The organism is Erwinia typographi (genome assembly GCF_000773975.1).
GTDB lineage: Bacteria > Pseudomonadota > Gammaproteobacteria > Enterobacterales > Enterobacteriaceae > Erwinia > Erwinia typographi.
In genome coordinates this window covers 1-24536 of record NZ_JRUQ01000022.1, presented here as the reverse complement: position 1 = coordinate 24536, position 24536 = coordinate 1, and the positions used below count along the sequence as shown (strand labels likewise).

The 24536-nt window shown below is 56.1% G+C and carries 23 protein-coding genes; 12 read left to right on the top strand and 11 right to left on the bottom strand.

Annotated features, from left to right (window positions below; genetic code table 11):
• Positions 1 to 19 precede the first annotated feature (19 nt).
• Positions 20 to 1897 carry a molecular chaperone HtpG gene (htpG, locus tag NG99_RS06175; protein WP_034889604.1) on the top strand — a complete coding sequence of 626 codons (1878 nt, stop codon included), beginning with the start codon at positions 20 to 22 and terminating at the stop codon, positions 1895 to 1897.
• A gap of 79 nt (positions 1898 to 1976) precedes the next feature.
• Here htpG and NG99_RS06170 read toward each other — a convergent pair whose 3' ends face one another.
• The gene (locus NG99_RS06170) at positions 1977 to 2852 is read right to left on the bottom strand and encodes a LysR substrate-binding domain-containing protein (protein WP_034889601.1); all 876 of its coding nucleotides are present in this window, start codon (positions 2850 to 2852) and stop codon (positions 1977 to 1979) included.
• A 200-nt stretch (positions 2853 to 3052) separates the two neighbouring features.
• On the opposite strand from NG99_RS06170, the gene NG99_RS06165 reads away from it, so the two are divergent.
• The 7 genes from NG99_RS06165 (at position 3053) to NG99_RS06135 (ending at position 9116) form a co-directional block, all read left to right on the top strand.
• Complete coding sequence (locus NG99_RS06165) at positions 3053 to 3763, top strand: hypothetical protein (RefSeq protein ID WP_034889598.1); 711 nt, start codon at positions 3053 to 3055, stop codon at positions 3761 to 3763.
• A 56-nt stretch (positions 3764 to 3819) separates the two neighbouring features.
• The gene (locus NG99_RS06160; protein ID WP_034889596.1) at positions 3820 to 4218 is read left to right on the top strand and encodes an NUDIX hydrolase; all 399 of its coding nucleotides are present in this window, start codon (positions 3820 to 3822) and stop codon (positions 4216 to 4218) included.
• Positions 4218 to 5093 (top strand): DUF6024 family protein, encoded by an 876-nt coding sequence (locus NG99_RS06155; protein ID WP_034889593.1) that lies wholly within the window; start codon positions 4218 to 4220, stop codon positions 5091 to 5093. The genes NG99_RS06160 and NG99_RS06155 overlap by 1 nt, the downstream gene beginning before the upstream one ends.
• Positions 5090 to 5992: a DMT family transporter gene (locus NG99_RS06150; protein ID WP_034889590.1), complete on the top strand. Its 903-nt coding sequence runs from the start codon at positions 5090 to 5092 to the stop codon at positions 5990 to 5992. Before NG99_RS06155 ends, NG99_RS06150 begins: the two co-directional genes overlap by 4 nt.
• A gap of 92 nt (positions 5993 to 6084) precedes the next feature.
• Positions 6085 to 6729 (top strand): adenylate kinase, encoded by a 645-nt coding sequence (gene adk / locus NG99_RS06145; protein ID WP_034889586.1) that lies wholly within the window; start codon positions 6085 to 6087, stop codon positions 6727 to 6729.
• 118 nt (positions 6730 to 6847) lie between these two features.
• Positions 6848 to 7834 carry a ferrochelatase gene (hemH, locus tag NG99_RS06140; RefSeq protein ID WP_034889583.1) on the top strand — a complete coding sequence of 329 codons (987 nt, stop codon included), beginning with the start codon at positions 6848 to 6850 and terminating at the stop codon, positions 7832 to 7834.
• A complete protein-coding gene (locus tag NG99_RS06135) occupies positions 7812 to 9116 on the top strand; it encodes an inosine/guanosine kinase (RefSeq protein WP_034889580.1) in 1305 nt (434 codons plus the stop codon). The genes hemH and NG99_RS06135 overlap by 23 nt, the downstream gene beginning before the upstream one ends.
• 42 nt (positions 9117 to 9158) lie before the next feature.
• On the opposite strand, the gene ybaL is transcribed toward NG99_RS06135, so the two are convergent.
• Both ybaL and NG99_RS06125 read right to left on the bottom strand, forming a co-directional pair.
• Positions 9159 to 10841: a YbaL family putative K(+) efflux transporter gene (ybaL, locus tag NG99_RS06130; protein WP_034889576.1), complete on the bottom strand. Its 1683-nt coding sequence runs from the start codon at positions 10839 to 10841 to the stop codon at positions 9159 to 9161.
• A 210-nt stretch (positions 10842 to 11051) separates the two neighbouring features.
• A complete protein-coding gene (locus NG99_RS06125) occupies positions 11052 to 12254 on the bottom strand; it encodes an MFS transporter (protein ID WP_034889573.1) in 1203 nt (400 codons plus the stop codon).
• Positions 12255 to 12536: 282 nt separating this feature from the next.
• Between NG99_RS06125 and ushA the strand changes: the two genes are divergently transcribed.
• Positions 12537 to 14222 (top strand): bifunctional UDP-sugar hydrolase/5'-nucleotidase UshA, encoded by a 1686-nt coding sequence (ushA, locus tag NG99_RS06120; RefSeq protein ID WP_232298205.1) that lies wholly within the window; start codon positions 12537 to 12539, stop codon positions 14220 to 14222.
• Between the two features lie 63 nt (positions 14223 to 14285).
• On the opposite strand, the gene NG99_RS06115 is transcribed toward ushA, so the two are convergent.
• A complete protein-coding gene (locus NG99_RS06115; RefSeq protein ID WP_034889567.1) occupies positions 14286 to 14717 on the bottom strand; it encodes a multidrug/biocide efflux PACE transporter in 432 nt (143 codons plus the stop codon).
• Positions 14718 to 14805: 88 nt separating this feature from the next.
• On the opposite strand from NG99_RS06115, the gene NG99_RS06110 reads away from it, so the two are divergent.
• Positions 14806 to 15675: a LysR family transcriptional regulator gene (locus tag NG99_RS06110; protein WP_034889565.1), complete on the top strand. Its 870-nt coding sequence runs from the start codon at positions 14806 to 14808 to the stop codon at positions 15673 to 15675.
• On the opposite strand, the gene ybaK is transcribed toward NG99_RS06110, so the two are convergent.
• From ybaK to copA, 3 genes are all read right to left on the bottom strand, one after another.
• On the bottom strand, positions 15672 to 16151 hold the full coding sequence (ybaK, locus tag NG99_RS06105) for a Cys-tRNA(Pro)/Cys-tRNA(Cys) deacylase YbaK (RefSeq protein ID WP_034889562.1): 480 nt from the start codon (positions 16149 to 16151) through the stop codon (positions 15672 to 15674). The genes NG99_RS06110 and ybaK overlap by 4 nt on opposite strands.
• A 176-nt stretch (positions 16152 to 16327) precedes the next feature.
• On the bottom strand, positions 16328 to 17128 hold the full coding sequence (locus NG99_RS06100; RefSeq protein ID WP_034889559.1) for a TraB/GumN family protein: 801 nt from the start codon (positions 17126 to 17128) through the stop codon (positions 16328 to 16330).
• A 91-nt stretch (positions 17129 to 17219) separates the two neighbouring features.
• A complete protein-coding gene (copA, locus tag NG99_RS06095) occupies positions 17220 to 19727 on the bottom strand; it encodes a copper-exporting P-type ATPase CopA (protein ID WP_034889557.1) in 2508 nt (835 codons plus the stop codon).
• A 96-nt stretch (positions 19728 to 19823) separates the two neighbouring features.
• On the opposite strand from copA, the gene cueR reads away from it, so the two are divergent.
• On the top strand, positions 19824 to 20234 hold the full coding sequence (gene cueR, locus NG99_RS06090; protein ID WP_034889554.1) for a Cu(I)-responsive transcriptional regulator: 411 nt from the start codon (positions 19824 to 19826) through the stop codon (positions 20232 to 20234).
• 91 nt (positions 20235 to 20325) lie between these two features.
• Here the strand turns inward: cueR and NG99_RS06085 are convergent, their stop codons facing one another.
• The 4 genes from NG99_RS06085 to NG99_RS06070 all read right to left on the bottom strand — a co-directional run bounded on the left by NG99_RS06085 (position 20326) and on the right by NG99_RS06070 (position 23503).
• A complete protein-coding gene (locus tag NG99_RS06085) occupies positions 20326 to 20781 on the bottom strand; it encodes an NfeD family protein (protein WP_034889551.1) in 456 nt (151 codons plus the stop codon).
• Positions 20778 to 21695, bottom strand: a complete 918-nt coding sequence (locus NG99_RS06080; RefSeq protein ID WP_034889548.1) for an SPFH domain-containing protein — start codon at positions 21693 to 21695, stop codon at positions 20778 to 20780. Before NG99_RS06080 ends, NG99_RS06085 begins: the two co-directional genes overlap by 4 nt.
• Before the next feature lie 95 nt (positions 21696 to 21790).
• Entirely contained in the window at positions 21791 to 22648 is an 858-nt protein-coding gene (locus NG99_RS06075; protein ID WP_034889545.1) for a co-chaperone YbbN, read from the bottom strand.
• A 78-nt stretch (positions 22649 to 22726) separates the two neighbouring features.
• On the bottom strand, positions 22727 to 23503 hold the full coding sequence (locus tag NG99_RS06070) for an SDR family oxidoreductase (RefSeq protein WP_034889542.1): 777 nt from the start codon (positions 23501 to 23503) through the stop codon (positions 22727 to 22729).
• Positions 23504 to 24104: 601 nt separating this feature from the next.
• Between NG99_RS06070 and NG99_RS06065 the strand changes: the two genes are divergently transcribed.
• Positions 24105 to 24536 (top strand): Ig-like domain-containing protein (locus NG99_RS06065; RefSeq protein WP_157032567.1); only part of this gene is annotated, 432 nt, incomplete at its 3' end.

Below are 24536 nucleotides of genomic sequence, written 5' to 3'. Positions count from 1 at the left end.
TGTATTAGTTGAGGTAGCAATGACCATGAAAGGACAAGAGACGCGTGGCTTCCAGTCAGAGGTAAAACAGCTTCTGCACCTGATGATCCATTCCCTCTATTCAAACAAAGAAATCTTCCTGCGCGAGTTGATCTCCAACGCCTCCGATGCCGCCGACAAGCTGCGCTTCCGCGCGCTGTCCACGCCGGATCTTTATCAGGGCGACGGCGATCTGCGCGTACGAGTTTCCGTTGATAAGGAGCAGCGCACGCTGACGCTAAGCGATAACGGCATCGGCATGACGCGTGATGAAGTCATTGAAAACCTGGGCACCATTGCTAAATCCGGGACGAAATCCTTCTTAGAATCGCTGGGGTCCGATCAGGCTAAAGACAGCCAACTGATTGGTCAGTTTGGCGTAGGTTTCTACTCGGCGTTTATCGTGGCGGATAAAGTATCGGTTCGCACTCGTGCCGCTGGCGCGTCGGCTGATGAAGGCGTGTTCTGGGAATCCGCCGGTGAAGGCGAATACACCGTTGCCGATATCACCCTCGAGGATCGTGGTACTGAAATCACTCTGCACCTGCGTGAAGGTGAGGACGAGTTCCTCGACGCCTGGCGCGTCCGTAGCATCATCAGCAAATATTCCGACCATATCGCTTTGCCTGTCGAAATCGAGAGCCACAACGAAGAAGACGACACCACCAGCTGGGAAAAAATCAACAAGGCGCAGGCGCTGTGGACGCGGAATAAGTCCGATATCAGCGAAGAAGAATACAAAGAGTTCTACAAGCATGTTTCCCACGATTTCGCCGATCCGCTGACCTGGAGCCATAACCGGGTTGAAGGGAAGCAGGAATATACCAGCCTGCTTTATATCCCCACTCAGGCACCGTTTGACATGTGGAACCGCGACCACAAGCACGGGCTGAAACTGTACGTGCAGCGCGTGTTTATTATGGACGATGCCGAGCAGTTTATGCCGAACTACCTGCGCTTTGTGCGCGGCCTGATAGATTCCAGCGATCTGCCGCTGAACGTCTCCCGTGAAATTTTGCAGGACAGCCGTATCACCCAAAGTCTGCGCAACGCGCTGAGCAAGCGTGCGCTACAGATGCTGGAGAAAGTGGCGAAGGATGATGAAGAGAAATATCAGCAGTTCTGGCAGCAGTTTGGCCTGGTACTGAAAGAAGGCCCGGCCGAGGACAGCAGCAACGGCGAAACTATCGCTAAACTGCTGCGCTTCGCCAGCACCAGCGGCGAGGGTTCTGCCCAGACCGTGTCGCTGGAAGACTACGTCAGCCGCATGGTGGAAGGCCAGGAGAAGATTTACTATATCACTGCCGACAGCTATGCCGCCGCGAAAAGCAGTCCGCATCTGGAACTGTTCCGCAAGAAAGGCATTGAGGTGCTGTTGCTCTCCGATCGCATCGATGAGTGGATGATGAGCTATCTGACCGAGTTCGACGGCAAACAGTTCCAGTCCGTCAGCAAGGCGGATGATGAGCTGAGCAAGCTGGCCGACGAAGAGGGTAGCGAAGAGCAGAAAGAAGCGGAAAAAGCGCTGGAGCCGTTTGTTGAACGGGTGAAAACGCTGCTGGGCGACCGCGTGAAGGAAGTGCGTCTGACTCACCGCCTGACCGATACGCCAGCGATTGTCACCACCGAAGCGAATGACATGAGCACCCAGATGGCAAAACTGTTTGCCGCCGCGGGCCAGGCCGTCCCGGAAGTGAAGTATCTGTTTGAGCTGAACCCGGATCACGCGCTGGTGAAGCGCGCCGCAGACACTCAGGATGATGCACGCTTTGCCGAGTGGGTTGAGCTGCTGCTGGATCAGGCCATGTTTGCTGAGCGCGGCACGCTGGAAGATCCTAACCAGTTTATCCGTCGCATGAACCAGCTGCTGCTGGGCTAATTGTTCACACCCTCCTCACGAGGCGGAATCTGTTCCGCCTCGTTTTTAGCTCACTGACTCTCGCCATCTCAGGGGCCATTTACCCCACCATCGCGGCTTCTTCCAGCAGCCAACGGCGAAACGCCTCGATTTCCATCTCTTCCCGGCGTGAGGCCTTAACCATCATCCAGGTGGCCCGGTCGACCTCAGCAAACCCCAACGGCGCAATCAGCGTACCTTCCCGCACCTCTTTCTTTACCAGAATTTGCGGCGTCATGATGATCCCCAGCCCGTTTCTGGCGGCCTGAATAGCCAGCGTCAGATTATCAAAGTGTTTGCCTGCCCAGAAATCGCCCCGCGCGCCGGTCTTTTTCGCCCACTCCGCCCAGGCGTGCAGCTTGGTATCCGCGTGCAGCAGCGGCAGGGTGGAAAAGTCGGTTTCATAAGTGAAACGGTTGGCGAACGAGGGGGCGCAAACCGGGCCAATGTAATCCACAGTAATCAGCGTGGCGGTAATATCCTCCTGCACCGGCTGCTCGTGGCTGAGGATCAGCACGTCGGACTGCTCGCGGCGCACGCGCTCAATATCCACATGCGTCTGAAACGTCAGCGCAATATCTTTATAGCGCTCGGTAAAGCGGCTGATCCTCGGGATCAGCCACTGGGCCAGAAAGCTTGGCGCGCAGGAGACGGTCAGGCTGTTGAGGTTTCTTTCGCGGATCTTCTCACAGGTTGTTTCGATCTCCCGGAACGTTTGCATACAGCACACCTTCAGGCGTTCGCCGTCAGCGGTCAGCTGAACCCGACCATTAGCCCGTAAAAACAACGGTTTACCAAGCCACTCCTCCAGTTGCTTGATCTGGTGGCTGACGGCGCTGTGGGTGACGTTCAGCGACTGCGCCGCCAGGCTAAAATTTTGATGCAATGCCGCCTGGTGAAAATAGCGCAGAGCGCGCAGGGAAGGTAGGCCGGACATGATGACCCCTGTGAGAAAAAATAACAGTTAGTGTCTGTTTATATCATTTTAAAGTCCAGCTTGTTTTCCCTAGTCTGAGGTTGAAGACGGCAGGATCTGCGCCGCAGCGAAGCGACGGCCCTGCCGATATCACTCCTTAAGCAGCCGTTTCTTCCAGAAATCCCACTATTACATTCAACAGCTACGTGAAGGAAAGGAAAATGACCAATCAGCATTCCGTAAAAACACAGCTCGTAATGTTTACCGGGGGAAGGGATAGCACGCTGGCAGCGTGTTATCTGATGTTACAGGGTATCCCTGTGCACCTCTGGTCAGGAAACAGTGGATGTTCACTGCATCGTGGCATTTTATCGCACCGTGTGGAGGAGTTGAAAAGCCGCTTTGGCGACCTGGTCGTCGACCATACCGTGGTCGACATCAGCGGGGCCTTTCGCTCTATCGCGATTGAACATCTGGAAGAGGACATCCTTAAGTACCGGAAAAACCTGGTATTGCTGGGAGAGAAGCTGGCTATCCACGCGCATCTGGTGGATTTCTGTCGCCGTAACGACATCAATACCATCAACGATGGCATCACCCATTATCAAATGGAGTTCCCGGAGCAGCGGCAGGTAGCGAAATCGTTTTTGATGGAGATGATGGCGCAGTTTGATATTAACTATCAGTCGCCAATCTATGAATTCGCTCAGTCGGCGGAAGACGTGAAGTATCGCCTGCTACAGCTCGGGATTTCCACCAAATCGCTGGAAGGTATCAGCATTTTTGCCGACAGCTTCTCCACGCCGAGTGATGAGGTGATCCTTTCTTATCTGAAAGATAAAACCCCTCTGGCCCTCAACATCGTGCGTTTTCTGTCGGGAGAAACGCTGGCGGCCCCGCTAATGGGAAAAATGACCAGCGCCGCGGCCTGAGACGCTCTCTTTGCGCGACGTAACCTCCGGGTTACGTCTTTTTCTGGAGCCTGAGTATGAAAGTCATCGTGAAGTGCGCCGCCGTGATTATTTTTCAGCGTTCTCTGCTGCTGACGCGCAAACGCGGCACCTCTGTCTTCATCTCCCCCGGCGGCAAGCCGCTGCCGGGGGAAGACCATCTGTCCTGCCTGCGGCGTGAGCTTCAGGAGGAGCTGGGGGTACAAATCAAAACCTTCCGGCCCTTTGGTCTGTTTCATGGCCTGGCCGAGTTTGAGGCGGCGGCCATTGAGAACCATGTCTATCACGTTGAAATCGGCGGTCAGCCCAGCGCTGGTTCAGAAATTGAAGAAATTGCCTGGGTGAATTACCGCAGGCCGCCTTGTGAGATCGCGGTAGGCTCGATTTTCCGCGATAACGTTATGCCACTGCTTTATCAGCAAGAGTTGATCAACTAATGGACGCATCCTCCTTATCTCCCCAATTACAGTCGCTTCATGGCGATCAATTTTTTAAGCGAGCGCGTATGTACAGAGATGAATTACGTGAAGAGATCTCCCGCGTCTATAAATTGCAGGAATACGACATTTTCTTCGTGCAGTCGGTGCGGGTGGGGTTGGTTATCCTGTCGCATCTTTTCCACAAGCAGGAGACCACGCTTTGCCTGGCGAAACATGCGCATTATCAGCCGGTCAGCGAGCTTTTCCATCATCCTGCTTCGCAGTTTTCCGGGCCTGGCAACGTGCCGATTATTACCCACGTCAATCCTTACACCGGGGCAATAAATAGCCTGAGCGACTGTAAAGGGAAGGGCGTAGTAGATGCTTCCCACAGCTTTGCGACTAACCTGCACAGCGATCTGGTTGAGCACAGCTCAATTTTTGTCGCGCCGCTGCACAAACACGCCTCGCTGGCCGTGGGGTTGGCGATGATAGCGCTGAGGCCGGAGCACTTCAGCACGCTGATGCGCAGCGAACTGCGGCTGTTTGAAGAGTCCACCGCCTCTTCCCGGCCGCTGGAGGAAGCGTTGAGCAATATCCGCAGCGCCAGCTGGCAGCCCTATAATGTGGCGCAGGTGATGAAGGTGCAGATGAAGGACGTGGCCGGGATGGACTTCAACTCGATCAGCCAGCCAAATCTGCCGTTCAGCTGCTTTAACGTGCCGCCGCTTAGCGAAGCGCTGGAGCGACAGGTCAAAGCTGCGGGCGCCAGCTATTTCCCGCATTCAAAAACCATCCGGCTTTCCTGCTGGGCAAGAGGCGACGGAAAAAAGCCGGTCGATATGACCGCGCAGGTTGAACGCAATCTGGCTCAGCTATGGGAGCAGCAATGAAACGGAATACTCAGGTAAACGGCAATATGATCGGCATTCTGGGCGGGGTGATCCTCAGCACGGACTCTGTCTTTATCCGCATGATGAACATCCCTGACTCATGGACGATCGTGGCGCTACGGGGCGTTTTTATGTGGGCTGTCTGCCTGCTGGTTTGGGCATTCTGGGGCAGAAGCCGCAGCACCCTTGGTCAGCCCTGGCTGACGAAAGACAATGCGCTGGCGACGCTGTTTTTCTGCATCGCGTCTGCCTGTTTTGTCAACGCGCTGAACCGGGGGAATGTAGCAACGGTACTGGTGATCATCTCCTCGACGCCGTTTATTTCCGCGCTGATCTCCAGGGTATTTTTTCACATCAAAAGCGATCGCAGCGTGATGATCGCCGCTCTGGCCGGGGTGGCTGGGGTGATCATCGTCATGTCCGGCCGAACGGAGGGGCACCATGCTCTGGCTAACGCCTTTGCGCTGGCTACGGCCGTTTCAATGGCGCTGGCCTTTATTTTTGCCTCACGGATCAAAGGCGGCACGGTGGGGCTGCCCTCTCTGGGCGGTCTGCTGGCCTCGCTGGTGATTGCGCTGCTAATGGGGCCTGAACTGGGTGAAAATCTGAAAACGCTGAGTTTTGCGCAATACGGCTGGTCGCTGGCCGAAGGTGCGCTAATCATGCCGTTGGCGATGGGGTTAATCACTTTATCGACCCGTTATGTTTCCCCAGCCAATGCCGGCCTGTTCCTGCTGCTGGAAACTGCGCTTGCCCCGCTGTGGATGGCTCTGTTCCTGGATGAAATGCCTACAATACAGGCGGTTATTGGCGGGGCGACGATCGTGGCCGCGGTGATTTTACAAACGCTCCACGCCCGTGCTCAGGTTGACCCGGCACGCTATGCCGATGCAGGTTAACCGCTGCGTTCCTTGTGGATACAGGGCCATAATGGTATGTTCTTCGCCTGGATAATGAGATCATTTAAGCGATTCGCAAGGGGATTTACGCAATGCGTATTATTCTGCTCGGTGCACCGGGTGCAGGTAAGGGGACTCAGGCTCAGTTCATTATGGAGAAATACGGTATTCCGCAAATCTCCACGGGCGACATGCTGCGTGCGGCGGTAAAAGCCGGCAGCGAACTGGGAAAACAAGCCAAAGAGATCATGGACGCCGGTAAGCTGGTTACCGACGAATTGGTTATTGCGCTGGTCAAAGAGCGTATCGCCCAGCAAGACTGCCGTAACGGTTTTCTGCTGGACGGCTTCCCTCGTACGATTCCTCAGGCTGACGCCATGAAGGACGCGGGGATCAAGGTTGATAACGTGTTGGAATTTGCCGTACCAGACGAACTGATCGTTGAGCGCATCGTGGGCCGTCGCGTTCATGCCCCTTCTGGTCGTGTGTATCACGTCACCTTTAATCCACCAAAAGTGGAAGGCAAAGACGACGTGACTGGCGAAGAGCTGACCACGCGTAAAGACGATCAGGAAGAAACCGTGCGCAAGCGTCTGGTGGAATATCACCAGATGACGGCTCCGCTGATTGCTTATTACAGCAAAGAAGCGGCCGCCGGTAACACCGCGTATCACAAAATCGACGGGACGCGCAAAGTGGCCGAAGTCAGTGCCGAGCTGGCAAAAATCCTCGGGTAAGTCGTAAAGGGTCAGGCTTTGTCTGGCCCCTACCGCAGCAATTGGTTTTCCCCCCGCATTTTTCCGCTAGAATAAGTCTTCGTTTTCAACACCTGTAATGCCCGGATAAGGAATAATAATGAGGCAAGACAAACCCGGCGTGCTGTTGGTGAACTTAGGCACGCCTGATGCGCCCACTACGTCAGCTGTCAAACGCTACCTGAAACAGTTCCTCAGCGATCCGCGCGTCGTAGATACCCCGCGCTGGTTATGGTGGCCGCTGCTTAATGGCGGCATTTTGCCCATCCGCTCGCCGCGCGTTGCTAAGCTTTACGCCTCGGTATGGATGGACGAAGGTTCGCCGCTGATGGTGTACAGCCAGCGGCAGCGTAACGCGCTGGCCGCCCGTCTGGATATGCCCGTTGAGCTGGCGATGACCTACGGCAAGCCGAGCCTGAAGAGCGGGCTGGACAGCCTGATGGCGCAGGGCGTGAACCGGCTTATCGTCCTGTCGCTCTATCCGCAGTTCTCCTGTTCAACCATTGCTGCCGTCTGGGACGGAATAACCAAGGTGTTTGCCGGTTATCGCAGCCTGCCGTCGGTGGAATTTATTCGTGATTATGCGGAGCACCCGGCCTATATTGCGGCGCTGAAAGCATCCGTCGAGCGCTCCTTCGCTACCCATGGCAAGCCCGACCTGCTGGTGATGTCGTTCCACGGCATCCCGCAGCGCTTTGCCGACGAGGGCGATGACTATCCTCAGCGCTGCCACGATACCAGCGAAGCGCTGAAAGCCGCACTGGGCCTCAGCTGCCAGAATGCGATGCTGACCTTCCAGTCCCGCTTTGGCCGCGAGCCGTGGCTGACGCCCTATACCGACCAAACCATGAAGTCGCTGCCCGCGCAAGGCATCAGCCATGTGCAGATTATGAGCCCGGGCTTCTCCGCAGACTGTCTGGAGACGCTGGAAGAGATCAGCGAGCAAAATCGTGAATTCTTCCTGCACGCGGGCGGCAGCAAATTTGAATATATTCCTGCCCTGAACGATGATCCATTGCATATAGATATGATGGTCGAGCTGGTCAACGGGCGGAGAGAGCCAGATGAAATTTCCCGGCAAGCGTAAATCCAAACACTACTTCCCGGTCAGCGCGCGCGATCCTTTGCTTCAGCAGGCGCAGCCTGAGCAGGAAGCGATGGGAAGCTGGATCGTCGGCATCGATCAGACGCTGGTGGATATCGAAGCGAAGGTGGATGACGAGTTTGTGGCCCGCTATGGGCTGAGCAGCGGCCACTCGCTGGTGATAGCCGATGACGTGGCGGAAGCGCTCTATAACGAACTGACCAGGGAAAACCTGATTACCCACCAGTTTGCCGGCGGCACCATCGGCAATACGCTGCACAATTACTCGGTGCTGGCGGACGATCGCTCGGTGCTGCTGGGCGTAATGTGCAATAACGTGCAGATCGGCAGCTATGCCTATCGCTATCTCTGCAATACCTCAAGCCGCACCGACCTGAACTATCTTCAGGGCGTGGACGGGGCGATTGGCCGCTGTTTTACCCTGATAGGGGAGAACGGAGAGCGAACCTTTGCTATCAGCCCTGGGCTGATGAACCAGCTGCACAAAGAGAGTATCCCGGAAGAGGTGATTGCCGGAGCCTCGGCGCTGGTTTTAACCTCCTATCTGGTACGTTGCGCCCCCGGAGAGCCAATGCCCGAAGCGACCATGCAGGCGATTGGCTTTGCCAAAAAGCACAACGTCCCGGTGGTGCTGACCCTGGGCACGAAATATGTGATTGGTGATAATCCCGACTTTTGGCAGGCTTTCCTGCGCGATCATGTCTCGATCCTGGCCATGAACGAAGACGAGGCCGAGGCGCTGACCGGGCTAAGCGATCCGCTGATGGCTTCAAATATGGCGCTGGACTGGGTTGATCTGGTGCTCTGCACGGCGGGCCCGAACGGCCTGTTTATGGCTGGATTTACCGAGGAGGAGGGCAAGCGCGTTACGCAGCATCCTTTGTTGCCCGGCGCGATCCCGGAGTTTAACCAGTACGAGTTCAGCCGGGCAATGCGCCACAAGGATTGCCAACAGCCGCGGCGGATTTTCTCCCATATTGCGCCCTACATGGGAGGCCCGGAGAAAATCATGAATACCAACGGGGCAGGCGACGGAGCGCTGGCCGCGATGCTGCATGACATTACCGCCAATAATTACCACCGCCTGAAGGTGCCGAACTCCAGCAAACACGGGCGCAGTTATCTGACCTACTCTTCGCTGGCGCAGGTCTGCAAATATGCCAACCGGGTCAGTTATCAGGTACTGAATCAGCATTCGCCGCGCCTGTCGCGCGGCCTGCCGGAGCGGGAAGATAGTCTGGAAGAATCCTACTGGGAACGTTAAAGGTCTCCCCGGCTGAGGTTAACCAGCGGCCGGGGAGAGGGTTCAGATTGGGCACTCTACCGGCGGCTCACTGCGTTCGCTCTCCATCAGTATCAGCATACTGTTAGCAATTTCCCTTTCTCCCATCACCACCTGATTGGCGCCGCGTTCGGTGATGTAATCCACCTCATCGTCGTAGTGCGCCCTGGCAATGATCTCAATGTTTGGCCTTTTTTCCCGCGCGGCGGCAATAATCTCGCCAGCTTCGTAGCCGTTAGGAATGGTCAGCAGCAGCCAGCGTGCGCAGTCCAGACGCGCCAGTTCCATGGTTTCCGCCCGCGCAGCATTACCCAGCACCGCGTTGATCCCTTGTTCTCGCAGAGCCTCGACTCTGGTACGGCTGTTCTCAACCACCACAAGAGGAACGTCAGCTCCAATTAGCTTTCTTCCCAGCAGGCCGCCAACGCGGCCAAAGCCAACGATAATGGCATGATTGCAGAGATCGACCGGGATCTGCTTCTCTTCCTCAACGGCCTCTCCTGGGTTTTGATCGTCCAGCGTTTTAATTTTGTCGAGATAGCCCTGCAGCATCGCAAACAGAATCGGGTTGAGCATAATTGACAGGATCGCCCCGGCCAGTACCAGATTGCGCGCCTCTTCGGAGAGCAGATTGAGGGAAATGCCCAGCCCGGCGAGGATAAAGGCAAACTCCCCGATTTGCGCGAGGCTGACGGAAATCGTCAGCGCCGTGCTCTGCGAGTGCCCAAACATCCGCACCAGCAGCAGCGCCGCCAGTGATTTGCCCAGCACAATAATCGCCAGCACGCCAATGACCGCCAGCGGCGATTTCAGCAGAACCATCGGGTCGAACAGCATACCTACCGAGACGAAGAACAGCACGGCGAACGCATCGCGCAGCGGCAGCGTGTCGTGTGCGGCGCGGTGGCTGAGTTCTGATTCGTTCAGCACCATACCGGCAAAGAAAGCGCCCAGCGCAAACGAGACGTCAAAGAACTCGACGGCACCGAACGCGATGCCCAGCGCCAGGGCGAGAACGGCAAGCGTGAACAGTTCGCGCGAGCCGGTGGCCGCGCTGCGGGCAAGTATCCACGGCACTACGCGGCGACCTACCACCATCATCAGCACCATAAACGCTACCACCTTGCCAATGGTAATCAGCAGATCCAGCAGCACCATGCTGACGCTGGCGTTGCCTTCTTCAAACATCCCTGCAATAGCGGGCAGCAGCACCAGCGCCAGCACCATCACCAGGTCTTCTACAATCAGCCAGCCGATGGCGATTTGCCCACGCTGGCTGTCAATAAGCTGACGCTCTTCCAGCGCGCGCAGCAGCACCACCGTGCTGGCTGTGGAAAGGCAGAGGCCAAACACCAGGCCGGTTAACCACGGCCATCCTATCGCCCAGGACAGCCCCATCCCCAGCAGCGTAGCCACCGCGATTTGGGCGATAGCGCCCGGAATAGCAATCGCTTTCACCGCCATCAAATCTTTCATGGAGAAATGCAGACCCACGCCAAACATCAGCAGGATCACCCCCAGCTCGGCCAGCTCGGGGGCCAGGTTGGTATCCGCAACAAAGCCAGGGGTGAAAGGGCCGGCAAGGACGCCCGCTAATAAATAGCCGACCAGAGGAGAAATACGCAGCCGGTTAGCCAGCATACCGAAGAGGAAGGCGAGGACCAGGCCCCCCACAATGGTGGTGATAAGCGGTGTGGTATGGTGCATGCCTCTCTCCTTTGTGTGAAAGTGTGTCAGCTTGTAAGCGTATAACATATTTCGGCGTCGCGCTTGATATAAATGGTGATAATGGCAATAAATATCAATTATTCAGGAAAAAATCAGGGGAAGGGGAGTTTTGGCTACTTATCAGGGCGATAGCCTGATATGTTGCAGAAAAAAGACGGCGCAGATATCAATCATCCGCGCCGGAGAAGCTTATTTAGCCCTGTTATCAGGCAGGAATAGGGTCAGAATCCCAAGAAGCGGCAGGAAAGCGCAGATTTGATAGACAGTATTAATACTGGTGTGGTCAGCAATCACGCCCAGAACTGCGGCTCCCAGCCCTCCCATGCCGAAGGCAAAGCCGAAGAACAGACCCGAGACCATGCCGATGCGGCCCGGCATCAGTTCCTGCGCGTAGACGAGAATGGCTGAGAATGCTGAGGCCAGCACGAAACCGATCACCACCGACAGTACGCCGGTCCACCACAGCGAAACATGAGGCAGCAAAAGGGTAAAAGGAGCTACGCCAAGGATCGACACCCAAATAACCCGCTTACGGCCAACCTTGTCTCCAATCGGGCCGCCAATCACGGTGCCTGCGGCGACGGCAAACAGGAAGGCAAACAGATGGAACTGAGCGTTCTGCACCGAGAGGCCGAATTTATGCATCAGGTAGAAGGTGTAATAGCTGCTCAGGCTGGCGAGATAAAAGTATTTTGAAAAAATCAGCACCAGCAGAATGGCTATAGCAAACGCTACTTTCCGGCGGGGAAGCGTTGTCAGCTCTTTTGGCCTGGCATTGTTTTTAGCAACCCGGTGCTGAGCCTGATACCAGCGGCTGATTTGCAGCAGCACCACAATCGCCAGCAGCGCCGCGAGGGTAAACCAGGCCACATTGCCTCTGCCGTAAGGGGCGATAATCAGCGCCGCCAGCAGAGGGCCGAGCGAGCTGCCGAAGTTGCCGCCGACCTGGAACAGCGACTGGGCAAGACCATGTCGTCCGCCGGAAGCCATGCGCGCCACGCGGGAAGATTCGGGATGGAACACCGAGGAGCCTGTACCCACTAACGCAGCGGCGAGCAGGATTGTAGGGAAGTTGCCGGCCAGCGCCAGCAGAATCAACCCGCTTAGCGTGAAGCCCATGCCGATTGGCAGCGACCACGGCTGCGGATGTTTATCGGTATAATAGCCAATCACCGGCTGAAGTAGTGAGGCTGTTACCTGAAACGTCAGGGTAATCAGACCAATCTGCACAAAGCTGAGGGTAAACTCAGTTTGTAGCAGTGGATAGATCGCCAGAATCAGCGACTGAATCATATCGTTAAGCAAATGGGCCACGCTGATGGCGCCCAGAATACCGAAGGCCGTCCGCGAGACGGGAGAAGAAGAGGACGAAAGAGTGCGTTCGCTTGCCATTAGAGAACCTGTAGCTTCAGACGGTTGTAGGGGCAGAAAGTGAGTTTTTGCGAGGTCTGGCCGGTATTAAAAACGGTGATAAGCCATCATGATGACCCCACCCGGTTATCCTGCGGCATAATCGACAAATAGTCACAAAAAAATGACATAACCGACATATATTTTGACAATTACGTTACGTTAAAAACGCATTAGCGATTCATAACAAGGAGATTTGTTGTGCTTTCATTGAAAAAACGGTTTCTGCCGGCTCTGGCGGTAGTTTTATTAAGCGCGCCGCTGATGGCGCAGGCCTGGATTAAAGATCGGGTATATAAATTTACCGTGCTGCATACCAACGATCACCACGGGCGCTTCTGGCAGAACGAGCATGACGAATATGGTCTGGCCGCGCAGAAAACCATGATGGACCAGATCCGCTATGACGTTCAGGCGCATGGCGGACAGGTATTAATCCTCTCCGGCGGCGACATCAATACCGGCGTACCGGAGTCAGACTTGCAGGATGCCGAGCCTGATTTTCGCGGCATGAATCTGGTGGGTTACGATGCGATGGCCATTGGCAACCATGAGTTTGATAATCCTCTTTCCGTACTGCGCCAGCAGCAAAAGTGGGCAAAATTCCCGCTGCTTTCGGCCAATATCTATCAAAAAAGCACCGGCAAGCGTCTTTTTCAACCGTACGCTCTGTTTAACCGCGTTGGTCTGAAAATAGCGGTGATCGGCCTGACCACCGACGACACGGCAAAAATTGGCAACCCGGAATACTTCACCGATATGGTGTTTCACAAGCCAGCCAGCGAAGCGAAAGGGGTGGTGGAAGAGCTGAGGAAGAAAGAGAAGCCGGATGTAATTATCGCGGTTACCCATATGGGCCATTACGATAACGGCAACCACGGTTCTAACGCACCGGGCGATGTGGAGATGGCGCGCGAGCTACCGGCTGGCTACCTGGATATGATTGTTGGCGGCCATTCGCAGGACCCGGTCTGTATGGCTCGGGATAACGTCAGCCAGGCGAATTATGTGCCGGGCACCCCCTGTACGCCCGACCGGCAAAACGGGACCTGGATCGTGCAGGCCCACGAGTGGGGGAAATATATTGGCCGTGCCGACTTCACCTTCCTGAACGGCAAACTTACCCTGGATCACTACGAGCTGGTGCCGATCAACCTGCGTCATAAGGTGAAAAACGCTGATGGCAGCGTTAGCTGGGTGAACTACACCCAGGAAATCGCGAAAAACCCGGCGATGATGAAGCTGCTGACGCCCTTTCAGAAAAAAGGGGAAGCGCAGCTGGGGGTGAAAATTGGCAGCGTAACCGGGCATCTGGAAGGGGATCGCAGCAAGGTTCGCTTCGTTCAGACCAATCTTGCCAGAGTGATCCTCGCATCGCAGATTGAACGCACTAAGGCCGATTTTGCGGTGATGAGCGGCGGCGGCGTGCGCGATTCGATTGAGTCCGGCACCATTACCTATAAAGATGTGCTGAAGGTGCAGCCGTTCGGCAACACCCTGACTTATGTCGAGATGAAAGGCAGCGAGGTGGAAAAATACCTCGCCGTGGTCGCCAATAAGCAGGTGGATTCCGGGGGGTACGCGCAGTTTGCCAACGTCAGCCTGATCGCGGATGGCACTGGCGTCAGCGAGGTTAAAATCAAAGGCGAGCCGCTACAGGCGGACAAAACCTACCGAATGGCGACGCTGAGCTTCAATGCGACCGGCGGCGATGGCTATCCGGCGGTGAACCAGCTACCGGGCTACGTCAACACGGGATTTGTGGATGCGGAAGTGCTGAAGCAGTACATCCAGAGCCACTCTCCGCTCAACGCGGCCGACTTCGCGCCAAAGGGTGAGATTGTTTATCAGCAGGCCGCACCAGAAGAGGCGAAGCCAGCCCCGACGGATGAAAAACCGGCCAGGCCGAAAGTCTGGCGTATCCCTAAGGTTGATACCGCGATGCGTTAACCTCGCCGCAGCGAAATGAAAAACGGCACCCCAACTGGCGGTGCCGTTTTTGTGCCTGTCAGGTTAGATTCGGCACTGTCTGCGTTGCATAAGCTTGGTGCGCAGCATGTCATAAAGCCAGTTGTAGGCCACCGTGTAGGGCAGGAAGAACAGGAAGAAAGAGATCTCCAGTAAAAACGCCTGCCAAAGCGTGATCCCCAGCATCCAGGCCGCAATCGGCAGGCCGATGCCGATAAAGCCCCCTTCAAAGCCAAGGGCATGAAGAATGCGCAGCTTCAGCCCGCGTTTTACCGCTGGCGGCACTATCCGGTCAAACATAGCGTTGTAAACAATGTTCCAGCCCATTGCCACGGTTGACAGCATGATGGCTAACGCACCCATCTGAAACAGCGGCTTCTCCATGATCCAGGCGGCCAGAGGAGAAACCAGCAGAATTGCCAGCACCTCAAACCCTGCGGCATGATAAAAACGTTCTTTCAGCGATTTGGTACGCATAAATGCTCCTTAGTTGATACCAGCCGCTATTTTCCCCGGTTTCTCTGCTAAGATAAAATGATTACCTATCGAGAAAAGCGATACCTTCGTGCGATATTCACCGGAATCATTGCAGGCTTTTGTCCAGACAGTAGAAAGCGGTTCGTTCTCTGCTGCCGCAAGGGCGCTGCGCAAAAGCCAGTCCACCATCAGCACCGCGGTGGCTAATCTGGAAATGGACCTGGGATTTACCCTGTTTAATCGCGATGCCCGCACGCCGGTTTTGACCGAAAATGGACGACGGGCGCTGGCGCAGATTCAGGAGATCCTTGAGGCCAGCTCGCGGCTTGATGAGCTGGCCGTACGGCTGGGCGGCGAGGTCGAACCCTGCCTGAGCCTGGCCGTCTCGGACTTCTGGCAGGCGGATTATCACGAATCGCTGCTCAAGCGTCTGGATGCCCGCTACCCGGAAATCGAGTTTGAATGCATGATTGCGGAGGATGCGGATGTGCTCGATCTGATTCAGGCGGGCAGGGTACATATTGGCGTAATTTGCGCTCAGCGTGATTATCCGGCGGATATTGCCACCGCCCGGCTACAGGTTGAAGCGCAGATGGCTATCTATCTGCACCAGGATCACCCGCTGGCGCAGAGTCCGCGCGTTAACAAATCAGCGCTTAAAAACCTGCGTCAGCTCTGCCTGAATACTCTCGCGGAAAAGGAACGGTATCAGCCGGGGAAAGGAATCTGGCTGGCGCCTTCATATTTGCTGCTGCTGGAGATGGCCGAACAGGGCTTTGGCTGGAGTATTTTACCGCGCTGGCTGGTGGAGCAGTTTGGTCACCAGCTTCTGCGCCAGCTGCCGGTTGACGGCTGGCCGCAGAAAATTTCGGTAGATGTGGTCTGGTCGCGCCGTACGCCGCCGGGACCAGCAGGCCGCTGGCTGATCGACCAACTGCTGGCCCAGACGGCGGGCTAATCGCGCCGGGCAATCCCGGCAAAACGCGCATCAAGCAGTCGGGCCAGGTCCTGCGGCGAAAGCTCAATTTCCAGCCCGCGTTTGCCGCCGGAGACAAAAATAGTGGCGAATTGCTGGGCGAGGCTGTCCACCACGGTGGGCAGACGTTTCTTTTGCCCCAGCGGACTGATCCCCCCCAGCAGGTAGCCGGTGGTGCGCTGGGCGAGCTGAGGATCGGCCATCTCCGCCTTTTTCGCGCCCAGCGCCCTGGCCACGTTTTTCAGATCCAGCTGGCTGGACACGGGCGTGACGGCAACGGCCAGCGTTTTGCTGTCCCCGTTCAGCGCTACCAGCAGGGTTTTATACACCTGCTCCGCATTCTGATTTAGCTTACGTACGGCCTCGTCACCGAAATGGCTGTCGTTGCTGTCGTGTTCGTAAGCGTGTAGCTGAAAACTGACCTTTTGTTTTTCCAGGATTTTTACGGCTGGTGTCATACTTCATATCCTTCTGCAAGCGTCCGGCTGGCCCGTTAGCTATGAAAAATAGTGGCGAAAATCCAGGCTTTGAGCGACAATCTGCCCCCCGTCAGCAACCTGATTGCTGACGGATAACTAAAATCATAAAAAATTCCTCTTTGACGGGCCAGTAGCAATATTGGCCTTTTTTTTCGCTATTTTTTCAGTAAATCGGGCAGATTTCCTTCGCCGTAAAGGTGCAGCGCGCCCACCGCCACGACATATTTACCCTCCGGCAATGCCTCCAGCGTTTGCGCCCAGCGTCGATTCCTTTGCAGCATCAGCACATCGTTCAGCGCGCTGTTGAAGGTGGTTGGCAGCGCTGTACGCTTCTGGTTGGGCGGGCTTTCCAGCCACCAGCCAATCATGGTTTGCAGCAGCCGCGCATTGGTATGCCAGTGGGTCAGCGTGTCCTGGAGCAGCGTCAGGCCATTATCCGGCAGCGCCTTAAGCAGCGCCAACTGGGTCTCCGGCCCTTCCAGCTCAATTACCGGCTTTTGCCGCGCCCTGGCCGCCTTCAGCAGCTGGAAGTCAATGCCGTAATCAGCGCGCAGCCCCAGACGTTGAGCCTGCTGAGCCTGGAGCATCAGGGCTACCTGCCAGGCCGGAAGGGTGTCGATAGCCTCCGGGCTGATGGCGACCTCTTCACAGAGCTGCCGGAGCCTGGCAAGTTCTTCTCTGGTCAGACGCTCCGCCAGCGGCAGGCAGGTTTCGCTGTCGCTGAACGGTGAAACGCTGGCGGTGATATCCGCCTCAACTATTAGCGCATCCGCTCGTTCCAGCCGGGTCTGTAACAGGGCGGGGAGGGGCATCATCTCCTGAGTGCCCATGTGAATGCTGCCCACCAGGTGGAGCTGGCCGTTGCGGTCGGTAGTGACATCCTGTGCCGGATAGGCGTAGCGCACCGGCAGGAGTTTCCGCCAGAGAAAGGACGCCAAGCGCATTAGTTTTCCCATACTTTCCGCCTTATCAGTTATGCAGCCATGCTAACGGTTTAACTGGCTGAGTAACAGGTAAAAACGGCGCATTTATCCGCTACAATTCCCTTTATTTTACCGGCGGTCGATAGCGGATCAGGCGATTGGCGTTGCTGACCACGGTGATGGATGACAGCGCCATCGCCGCGCCTGCCACGACCGGGCTTAGCAGAGTACCGGTCAGGGGATAAAGCACCCCGGCGGCAATCGGAATACCCAACGCGTTATAGATGAACGCGCCGAGTAGGTTCTGCTTCATATTGCGCAGCGTGGCTTTGGCAATCGCCAGCGCATCCACCAGCGCGTGCAGATCGTGGCGCATCAGCGTCATTCCTGCCGTTTCAATTGCCACGTCGCTGCCGCTGCCCATGGCAATCCCCACGTCAGCCTGGGCCAGCGCGGGAGCATCGTTGATGCCATCGCCGATCATCGCTACCGTGCGGCCCTGCTGCTGGAGATGACGAATGGCTTCGGCTTTCCCCTCCGGCAGGACGCCAGCGATCACGTTATCCACGCCGGCTTCCCTGGCGATAGCTCCGGCGGTGATCGCATTATCGCCAGTGAGCATGACCAGCTGATAGCCACCGTCGCGCAGGCGCTTAAGCGCCGACACGCTTTCTTCCCTCAGCGGATCGCGGATGGAAAACAGCGCCACAATCCGCCCCCCGGCGGCCAGTAGCACGGGCGTAACGCCTGTGGCGGCCTGCCGGTCGATCTGTTCACCGATGTCATCAGGGATCATCTGCGGCGCCATCAGACCCCGGCTACCCAGCAACAGGTCGATATCATTAACCTTACCGCTCACGCCCTGTCCCGCCAAAGTACGAAATTGCTCAACGGCAGGCAGACGCTGTCCGCCCGCTTTTTCGAGCAGGGCATGGGCTAACGGATGGGAAGACCCCTGTTCCAGCGAGGCGGCCCATTGAATAACCTGCTGCTCCGTAGCGTGGTTATACAGGGCGATCTCTACCACCCGCGGTTTGCCTTCAGTCAGCGTGCCGGTTTTATCAAATACCAGGGTGGAAAGTGTGCTGGCGCGCTGTAGCGCATCCGCATCGCGCACCAGCACGCCATATTCTGCCGCGCGTCCCACGCCAGCAATAATCGACATCGGCGTGGCCAGCCCCAGCGCGCAGGGGCAGGCAATAATCAGCACGGTAGTGGCAATGACCAGGGTGTAAACAATTTGCGGAGCAGGGCCGATAAAGAACCAGACGGCGGCACTCAGTGCGGCGATGGCGACAACGGTGGGCACAAACACCGCTGATATTCTGTCCGCCAGCCTGCCGATTTCTGGCTTACTGCTCTGCGCCTGGCGCACGCTGTTAATAATTCGCGACAGGGTGGTGTTTTTACCGACGGCGCGGGCGACGAACAGCACGCTGCCATCCTGCATCACCGTACCGGCGTGGATCTCATCGCCAGCGCTCTTCTGCTGCGGCATCGCTTCGCCGGTCAGCATCGCTTCATCAAGCCAGGCTTCGCCCTGGCTAAGCGTGCCGTCAACGGGAACGCGGTCGCCGGTAGTCAGACGCAGCGTCATGCCCGGCTGAACCTCGCTCAGCGGCAGCTCTTTTTCACCGGCTTCCGTCACCACGCGCGCCGTTGGCGGCGTAAGATCCAGTAATTTTTCCAGAGCCTGAGACGAGCGCTGCCTGGCGCGCTGCTCCAGCATATGTCCAAGATTGATCAGCCCGATAATCATCGCGCTGGCTTCGTAATAAAGATGTCGGGCTGCATGAGGAAATGCCTCTGGCCACAGGTTGACGGCGATCGAAAACAGCCAGGCCGCCAGGGTGCCAAGCGCGACGAGCGTATCCATCGTCGCGGTGCCTTTCAGCAGGCTGCGCCAGGCGCTGCGGTAGAAATGGCCGCCCGCCAGGATCATGACCAACAGCGTGGCGACGCCCACGGCCAGCCAGCCCGTCCGGTTGCTGTCAGTCAGCATCATAGGGTTGCCAACCATGCCCCAGAGCATAAGAGGAATGCCCAGCGACAGGGCCAGAGCCGCCTGCCAGCGAAAACGGCGTATGGCGCGGCGAGCTGTCTGCTGCTGTTTCTCGCGCCGCTCGCCGTCATCAACAATAATTTCAGCCGCGTATCCCGCGTTTTTGACGGCGGCGATCAGCGCAGAAGGATCGGCATCACCCATAACCAGCGCGCTGCGTTCGGCAAGATTGACCCGCGCCTGGCTGACGCCGTTTACCTGCTGCAGGGCATTTTGTACCCGGCTAACGCAGCTGGCGCAGCTCATACCGTCAATCAACAGCTGAAAACTCTCCGCCGTCGCTGCCGGAAGCTGGTGGGGGACCGCTGTCAGCGCTTCCGGCTGTGACTCTGATTCTGTCAGCGGTTCAGATTTTGGGAAGGTGTCGTCCTGCGCCAGGCTGGCGTGATAGCCGGCCTGCTCGACCGCAGCAATCAGCTCATTCGCCTCAGCACTGCCGCTGATGCGGGCTTCGGTGATGGACACGTCCGCCAGCTCCACATCGGCACGCTGTTCCAGCGCCTCTTTTACTCTTTTCACACAGTGACCGCAGGACAGGCCGTCCAGCCTCAGAAGGGTGGTCTGTGACATATTGAACACTCCAGATTATCCGGTTTGACCCTGACAGGGTTTTACAGTAGTAATGAAGGTTAAACCTTCCATCAAGGGGAAGGTCAAGGGAAGAAAATGAACATCAGCGACGTGGCGAAAAAAACCGGTTTAACCAGCAAGGCGATCCGTTTTTATGAAGAAAAGGGACTGGTCACCGCCCCCTTACGCAGTGAAAACGGCTACCGCAGCTACACCGCGAAGCACCTTGAAGAGCTGACGCTGCTACGTCAGGCGCGGCAGGTAGGCTTTAACCTGGAAGAGTGCCGCGAGATGGTCACGCTTTTCAACAACCCGCAGCGCCACAGCGCGGATGTCAAGGCGCGCACGCTGGATAAAGTAGCGGAAATCGAAGCGCATATCCGTGAGCTTAACCTGATGCGTGACCGGCTGGTTGCGCTGGCGGCAAGCTGCCCTGGCGATGACAGCGCCGACTGCCCTATTATTAATGACCTTGCCGGCTGTTGCCATGCTAATAAAGCTGTCTGAGTCCGGTCCGATAAGTCTGCGCGGCTGATGCACCGATCTTCAACTCGATCAAACCGCTGAAACTCTTCTGTGTGCCAGGCTCTGTGCCTGGTTACAGGCTGGCCCGTCTGACTATCTTTAGCGTCACACCTTCCACGGCGACCACCGTTACTGGCGTGCCTGCCGGAAAGTCTTCTGCCGCCTGCACGCGCCAGCCGCTGTCGCCTATGCGTACGTGACCAAAGCCATCGACGATGGCTTCATCCAGCGTCAGCTCGCGGCCAATCAGCTGATTTCCACGCTGATTAAGCCCCGAAGGGGGCTGCTGACGGTCCCGGCCCTTTAGCCAGCGATACCACCACAGCGCGGAAAGAACGGTGAGCAGCGCAAAACTCACGCCCTGCCATTCCCACGGCAGCGGCACCAGCCAGACCAACAGGCTGACCAGGATCGCCGCCACACCACTCCACAGCAGATAGCCGCTGGCCCCTAACATCTCAGCGGCCAGCAAAATACCTCCCACGCTCAGCCACAGCCACCAGGGCGTTGCCAGCAGTTCTGCGATCATTTTGCACCCCGATCCTTTTTGGTCTCGCTCAGCAGCTCGGAGATGCCGGCAATAGATCCCATCAGGCTGCTGGCTTCCAGCGGCATCAGCACCATTTTGCTGCTGTTCGAGGTGCCAATTTTCTGTAAAGCATCGGTATATTTCTGAGCGACGAAGTAGTTGATGGCCTGAATATCACCGGCGGCGATCGCTTCGGAGACCATTTGGGTCGCGCGGGCTTCCGCTTCGGCGCTTCGTTCACGCGCCTCGGCCTGTAGAAAGGCCGACTGCCGCTCTCCTTCCGCCTTGAGGATCTGCGACTGCTTCTCGCCCTCAGCCCGCAGGATCGCGGCCTGGCGTACGCCTTCGGCCTCCAGAATGTCGGCTCGCTTGGTACGCTCCGCTTTCATCTGCGCATTCATCGAGGCAATCAGCTCCGCCGGAGGCCGCACGTCGCGGATCTCAATACGGGTGATTTTCACGCCCCACGGGTTAGTGGCTTCATCCACAATCCGCAGCAGACGCGTGTTGATGTTATCGCGCTGCGAGAGCATCTCGTCCAGCTCCATCGAGCCCAGCACGGTGCGCATATTGGTCATCGTCAGATTAACGATAGCCAGCTCAAGATTGCTGACCTCGTAGGCGGCGCGCGGCGCATCCACCACCTGCGTAAAGCAGACGGCATCAATGGTGACGCTGGCGTTGTCTTTCGAAATGATTTCCTGCGAGGGGATATCCAGCACCTGTTCCATCATGCTGATCTTGCGACCGACACGATCCATAAATGGCACCAGAAGATTGAGACCGGGCTGGAGTGTTTTGGTATAGCGTCCGAAACGCTCCACCGTCCACTGATAGCCCTGAGGGACAATTTTAATACCTGACCAGACGACGATCAGCGCCAGAATGATAATGACAGGAATGACTGTAAGCATATAACCTCCAGATTGTTTTACCCGGACCAATTCATTCGGCCCAATCCCGCCATTGTCCAGCCTGCTACCGCAGCAGGCTGAACAATCCAGGAAAATCAGTACAGTAAAGAGTAAAGCTGCCGACGGTATTTCGCCGCCAGCGCATCGCCTGTTCCCAGCGCGGCAAGGATCTCCTGCAGCATTTTACGCGCCTGACCATCCGCAGCAGCAAGATCTTTTTTCAGGTGGCCAAACAACAGCTCCAGTGCCTCTTCATTGCGTCCAACCTGATGCAGTTGCAGCGCCAGCTTGGTCGCCAGCTCGGCGTTCTCCGGCTCGGCTTCACTCTGCTGTTGCAACAGCTGGATCTCCGGCGTGTCTGCCGCCTGCTTCAGCAGGTCGATCTGCGCAATCAGTCCCTGATAGCGGGTATCTTTATCCTGCAAAGGGACCACGTCCAACACCGCTTCCGCCTCTTCGCTGCGGTTTAGCGCGATCAGCGCTTCGGCCAGCAGGAAGCCCATTTCGCTGTTCTGATTGCTCAGTTGCCAGGCTTCCTTCAGCAGCGGCAGAGCTTCCAGCACTTTGCCTTCGTGCATCAACTGCATCCCTTCCTGCGCCTTCAGCTCCTCTTCTTTTGGCAATACTTTGTGCAGCAGGGCACGAATCGCCTCTTCCGGCTGCGGCCCCTGGAAGCCATCCACCGGTTGACCATTCTGGAACAGATAAACGGTGGGAATAGAGCGCAGGCCAAACTGCTGCGCCACGCCAGGCTCGGCATCGCAATCTAATTCGGCGAGCACAAACTGGCCGGCATATTCCTGGGCCAGGCGTTCCAGAACGGGCGTCAGTTCCTGGCAGTGCTGGCTGCGGGCCGACCAGAAGTAAAACAGCACCGGAACCTGCATCGACTGCTCAAGCGTCTGCTGCAGGTTGGTTTCGTTGATGGTGACAATAGCGGCTTGTGGTGACATGAATTCGTCTCTTTTACAGGGTTTCTTACTTTATTGGGGCACACCGTAGTGCTTCAAGGTTTATCGCAGCTTTCTGCTTTATTTCCCGCGTAGAATGCGATCCAGCATCCAGCCCGGCAGCAAACGCCGTAACGCCGACATCGCGTGGGCGACAATCGTCACCGGATAGCGCAAACGCGGATGCTTACTCTCTAAAGCATGGCGCAGTTTTGGCAGAATTGCCTCAGGCGGCAGCGTGAAACGGCCAGCAATACCGGGGTTTTTCACCGGTTTATCCTGTTGCGCCTGGGTGACATTGTCGGTGAAGCGGGTTCTGATTGGGCCAGGCTCAATCAGGCTGACGCGAACGCCACTGTCGTGCAGCTCCATGCGTAACGCATCTGACCAGGCTTCAAGCGCGTATTTGCTGGCCGCATAGACGCCCCGTCCAGGGGTAGAGATCAGCCCAAGAACCGAACTGGTATTCACGATACGCGCATCGCCGCTGGCGCGCAGCGCTGGCAGCAATAATAGGGTCAACTGGTGGGTGCCGAACACGTTAGTGGCAAACTGCTGTTCCATTTGTTCACGACTGATGGAGTCAAGCTGACCATAAACGCCATAGCCGCCGTTGTTAAAGAGGGCGAACAGCTGGTTATCGCTCAGTTCGAGGATTTCAGCGGCGGCACGACTCACGCTGTCTCGATCGTTAAGGTCCAGCTCAATGCCGGTAAAGCCAAGTTGGTTCATACGCTGAACGTCTTCCGGTTTCCGACAGGCGGCGAAAACACCATAGCCACGCCGCAGTAAATCGTGGGCGGCAGCCAAACCAATGCCGCTGGAACTGCCGGTTATAACGATGTTTTTTTGGGGCATAAGAGAGCAGGTTCCATGGTTCAATATGGCTGAGTTTCTGGAAATAATTATAACAGAGAAGGCAGACCGCTTACAGACGCTGAGTTAATTACAGGCGCTTGCTGGTAATTATTATCTGATGTTACCCATAGTAGTCTGGTCGACTTTTACTCTGCGGGTTTTGTCAGGATCCTCACATGGAGAGTTCCTTTTTCCTTTGATCTCTACGGGCGTCCTTTATTCAATGTGAACAGGTAAAGGGGGAAGGGGGCGAACTGTAGCGCTGAAGGTATCATTGGTACATCATTTTGTTTTATATGAAGATTAAATAATATCACTTTTAATTATTTTATTTTAATTATATCAATATAATTAAATCAATTTTTTTTGGTATTTAAAATAGTATTTTATTGATTTTTACTGGTTTGTTTTCTTGAATTTGCCAGAAAAAACAAAGTGCAATCTCTTTAAGTTGAGTTGCTTAATTCTGGGGTAAGGGATATATTTCCATTAATGTGCTGCATATTCTAATTGGAAGCGTCAGGCCCCCGATCTTTTAACTCGAAGCGATCGGGGTTTAATAACGGTTGTTATCTCTTTATTATAAATGTTAAGGAAAGTTATGGATAACTCAACGAATTCGCACAATAGTGCATCTTTATCAAATAAGTTGATAAATTCCTCCCGAATCTTTGGCCGGAGGTTGGATCATTATAAATATCCACCTTTGGTTATAACTGACAGCACGGGAGATATCACCGGCGAGGTCGCTGATGGCGATGTTACCGGTATTACTCATCCCCGTATCGCTGGCAAAGCTGAGCCAGGTAGCGTGATTTTTATTCGTAATAACGGTGAGTCGATCGGCGTTGCTACCGCCGATGCCGAGGGTAACTGGAGCTTTGAACCTGAAGCTATGGGCGAGGGAATGAATCTGATTACGACCCAAGTCAGGACCCCGGATGGTTATACTGTAGAGGGCGCGACGGCTTCATTTTTTATTGATGCTTCTCTGATAATTAACCCAGAGCCACAACCACAACCAGAGCCACAA